The 4,037-nt window shown below is 74.5% G+C and carries 4 protein-coding genes; 2 read left to right on the forward strand and 2 right to left on the reverse strand.

Annotated elements, in window-relative coordinates:
* Positions 1–972 (reverse strand): alpha/beta hydrolase (locus CCN44_RS41650; protein ID WP_086704412.1); only part of this gene is annotated, 972 nt, incomplete at its 3' end.
* Between the two features lie 127 nt (positions 973–1,099).
* Positions 1,100–1,789: a class II aldolase/adducin family protein gene (locus tag CCN44_RS41655; protein WP_086704415.1), complete on the reverse strand. Its 690-nt coding sequence runs from the start codon at positions 1,787–1,789 to the stop codon at positions 1,100–1,102.
* Positions 1,790–2,006: 217 nt separating this feature from the next.
* On the opposite strand from CCN44_RS41655, the gene CCN44_RS41660 reads away from it, so the two are divergent.
* Together CCN44_RS41660 and CCN44_RS41665 are read left to right on the forward strand one after the other, a co-directional pair.
* A complete protein-coding gene (locus CCN44_RS41660; RefSeq protein ID WP_086704418.1) occupies positions 2,007–2,915 on the forward strand; it encodes a lysozyme in 909 nt (302 codons plus the stop codon).
* A 143-nt stretch (positions 2,916–3,058) separates the two neighbouring features.
* Positions 3,059–4,037: inorganic phosphate transporter (locus tag CCN44_RS41665; RefSeq protein ID WP_086704421.1), on the forward strand; the 979-nt coding region annotated here is incomplete at its 3' end.

Raw genomic sequence — 4,037 nt, forward strand, 5'->3', positions numbered from 1 at the left:
CTGGTCGTCCGGGCCGTGGATGATCAGCGTGGGCACCCGGAGCCGGTCGGGGTCGGCGGCCTCGGCGATCCGGTCGGCGTACAGTCCGGCCCGGCCCTGCGCGGCCCGCACCGCGAGCGGCAGCAGCGGCGACGGGGTGTGCCGGGCCCGGGCCAGCGCCCGCAGCGTGGCCTCCCAGCTGAGCACCGGCGAGTCGAGGACGAGCCCGGCGATGCGCTCGCGCACCGCGGAGTGCTCGGCGGCGCGCAGGACCATGGTGGCGCCGGTGGACCAGCCGAGCAGGACGACCCGGCGGGCGCCGTAGCGGACGGCGTAGCGGATCGCCGCCTCGACGTCCCGCCACTCGGTCTCGCCGAGGTGGTTCAGCCCGTCCGGCGGGCGCGGGGCGCCGAGGTCGCCGCGGTAGGCGAGGGCGAGCACCGGCAGCCGGCGGCCGTGCAGGAAACCCAGGACGTTCAGGGCGTGCTCCCGGGTGGCGCCGAGGCCGTGCACGGCGATCACCCAGGTGTCCCGCTGGCCGGGCACGAACCAGGCGGGCAGGGCGCCGAGTTCCCCGGGCACGTCCACGTCGGCGTGGTCCAGGCCGAGGGCGGCGCCGGGGTTGCCGACGTACACGTTCGGGGTGAGCCACACCGCGTCGCCGGGGGCGAAGGTCCCGTGGGTGACGCGTTCCAGACGGCGTACGACGGTGTCCGCGGTGTGCGGGGCCTCCTCCACGACGGGGCCGACGACCGCGTGGGAGCCGTCGCCGGCGAGGCCGTAGGTGCCGGGGCGCAGGGCGGCCAGGTCGCGGGTGAGCGCGATCCGGCCGGCGGTCGTGCCGTGCACGGTCAGGCGTGGCTCGGTGGGCAGGGGGCGCCCGGCGGGGGCCTTCAGCGCGGCGTCGCTGGCGAGCCGGCCGGCGAACACCGAGGCCGTGCCGGCGGCCAGGACGGCGGTGAGTGCGGTGGCGGTCGCCTTTGCGGTACGCACGGGTCCAGTGTCGGCGCGGTCGCGGCCACCGGCCAGTGGAAGGGGGTGCCGCGGCCGGGCGCCGCGGCGGCGGATCAGGGCGAGCGGGGACGCGAGGGAGCGGAACGCAGCACTGTGCGACAAGGGGTCACCTCCGTTGGCCGTATCCCTTCAAGCGTTCCCCGGCCTCCGTGACTTGTGCCTCCGTCAGCAGGGACGGCGTCCGGCCCGGCACCGAGGACGCCGTCAGCCACAGCCGGCACATCCACTCCAGCTGGGCGGTGCGGTCGAAGGCCTGGTCCAGGGTGGCGCCGTAGGTGATCGTGCCGTGGTTCTGCAGCAGGCAGCCGGAGCGGCCGGCGAGGGCCCGGAGCATGTGCTCGGCGAGTTCGTCGGTGCCGTAGGTGGCGTAGGGGGCGACCCGGACGGGACCGCCGAGGGCGCCGGCCATGTAGTGGACCAGGGGCAGCTCGGGCACGAGCGTGGAGACCGCGGTCGCGTGCACGGCGTGGGTGTGGACGACGGCGCGGGCGTCGGTGGTGCGGTAGACGGCGAGGTGCATGGGCAGCTCGCTGGTCGGCACGAGGGTGCCGAGCACCTGGCGTCCGCCGAGGTCGACGCCGGTGATGTCGGCGGGGGTGAGCCGGTCGTAGGGGACGCCCGAGGGGGTGACCAGGACCAGGTCCCCGACCCGGGCGGAGACGTTGCCTGAGGTGCCGACGACCAGTCCGTCGGCGACGGTCCGGCGGGCCGTCGCGACCAGGTCCGCCCAGAGCCGTGCCGCGTCCTCGGACACGCCCTGTCGCCCGTCTTCCGTGTTCCGCAGCGGTTCAGCCATGCGGTGATCCTGCCAGCCCGGGCCTGCGCGGAGCGGTCGGGCCGGCCGCTCCGCCCGGAAACCGTACGGCCGAACGGGCGGATCTCGTGACGAAACGGCCCAATTCGACGCGCGAGCGGTGATCACCGGGCCTTCAATTGGTCCCTCTTGCCCACTGGACGATCGCTGCCGCCCGCGAGGCCGAGGGCGGCGGCCGTCCGCCACCCCGGGGAGACGCATGGCCCGTCACCGCACCCTTGCCCGCCGCCGCGCCGGTGTCCTCGCGGCGGCCACGGCGGCCCTCACCCTCGCGGGCACCGCGCCCGCCTCGGCCGGAGCGGCCGGTCCCGCCGGACCGCCGGCCTCGGCCGGAGCGCCGGGCACGGCCGTGCCGCCGGAGCCGGCCGGACCGGCGGGCGCACCGGAGGCCGCCGCGGTGCCGGACGTCGCCGTGCTGCCGGACGCCGCCGTCGTGCCGGAGACGGGCTGGCCGCTGCGGCGGGCCGCGGGCCTGCCCCGGGGGCACGACGTGTCGTCGTACCAGAAGCGCGTCGACTGGGCGGCGGCCCGGGCGAAGGGCGCGCGGTTCGTCTACATCAAGGCGACCGAGTCCACGACCTACCGCAACCCCTCCTTCTCCGGGCAGTACTCCGGCGCCCGCAAGGCCGGCCTGTACCGGGGCGCGTACCACTTCGCCCTGCCGGACCGGTCCTCCGGCGCCGAGCAGGCCGCGTACTTCGTCCGGCACGGCGGTGACTGGCGGGCGGACGGCCGGACGCTGCCGCCCGCGCTGGACATCGAGTACAACCCGTACAGCGCGAAGCACGCGTGCTACGGGCTGGGCAAGGCGCGGATGGTCCGCTGGATCCGGTCGTTCAGCGACGAGATCAAGCGGGAGACCGGCCGCCGCCCGGTGATCTACACCACGGCCCAGTGGTGGAAGCAGTGCACCGGGAACAGCCGCGCCTTCTCCTCCTCGCACGCCCTGTGGATCGCCCGGCACGGCACCGCGCGGCCGGGAGCGCTGCCGGGCGGCTGGCGGTACTGGACCTTCTGGCAGTACGCCGTCGAGGGCCGGCTGCCGGGTGACCAGAATCTCTTCAACGGCTCGCTGAGCCGGCTGCGCGTCCTGGCGCGGGGCCGTTAGCCAAGGGACACCTGGGCCGAGGGAGCGGAACGGAGTCTCGATCACGCGGTACGGACACCCTCGCGCCCGCCTCAGTTCATCTTCTGTTCACCCAGGTTGCCTACGTTCGTCCAGCCAATGACCTCGAACGATTGCCTGGGTAAATGGAAAGCTTCTCGCTGATCCTCGCGATTGTGGTGGTAACCGCTCTCGCGTTCGATTTCACGAACGGTTTCCACGACACCGCGAACGCGATGGCCACCACCATCTCCACAGGCGCCCTGAAGCCGAAGATCGCGGTGACCATGTCCGCCGTCCTCAACCTGGTGGGCGCCTTCCTCTCGGTGGAGGTCGCGAACACGATCTCCAAGGGTCTCGTCGACGAGACCGGCATCCGTCCCGAGGTCATCTTCGCCGCCCTGGTCGGCGCGATCCTCTGGAATCTGCTGACCTGGCTGGTGGGCCTGCCCTCCAGCTCCTCGCACGCGCTGATGGGCGGCCTGGTCGGCGCCACCGTCGCCTCCGCCGGCTTCGGCGCCGTCCACGGTGACGTCCTGGTCACCAAGGTGCTGCTGCCGGCCGTCGCCGCGCCGATCGTCGCGGGCCTCGCGTCCATGCTGGCCACCCGGTTCTCCTACGGCATCGGCGACACCGCCGACGGCGAGGCCACCCGCAAGGGCTACCGCGCCGGCCAGATCGCCTCCGCCGGCCTGGTCTCCCTCGCGCACGGCACCAACGACGCCCAGAAGACGATGGGCATCATCACCCTCGCGCTCGTCGCGGGCGGCTCCCTCGCCCCCGGCTCCAACCCTCCCACCTGGGTGGTCCTCTCGGCCGGTCTGGCCATCGCGCTCGGCACCTACATCGGCGGCTGGCGCATCATCCGCACCATGGGCAAGGGCCTGACCGACCTGGAGCCGCGTCAGGGCTTCGCCGCCCAGAGCAGCGCCGCGACCGCCATCCTGGCCTCCTCCCACCTCGGCTTCTCCCTCTCCACCACGCACGTCGTCTCCGGCTCGGTGATGGGCGCGGGCCTGGGCCGCAAGGGCGGGGTGGTCCGCTGGTCCACCGCGACCCGCATGTTCGCCGCCTGGGCGCTCACCCTCCCGGCCGCCGCGCTGGTCGGCGCGGGCGCCGAGGCCG

It is taken from the genome of Streptomyces tricolor, from assembly GCF_002155905.1.
Taxonomy (GTDB): domain Bacteria; phylum Actinomycetota; class Actinomycetes; order Streptomycetales; family Streptomycetaceae; genus Streptomyces; species Streptomyces tricolor.

Coding starts and splice junctions, on each gene's coding strand:
- CCN44_RS41655 (WP_086704415.1), bottom strand. CDS start 1,789: ATGGCTGAACCGCTGCGGAACACGGAAGACGGGCGACAGGGCGTGTCC.
- CCN44_RS41660 (WP_086704418.1), top strand. CDS start 2,007: ATGGCCCGTCACCGCACCCTTGCCCGCCGCCGCGCCGGTGTCCTCGCG.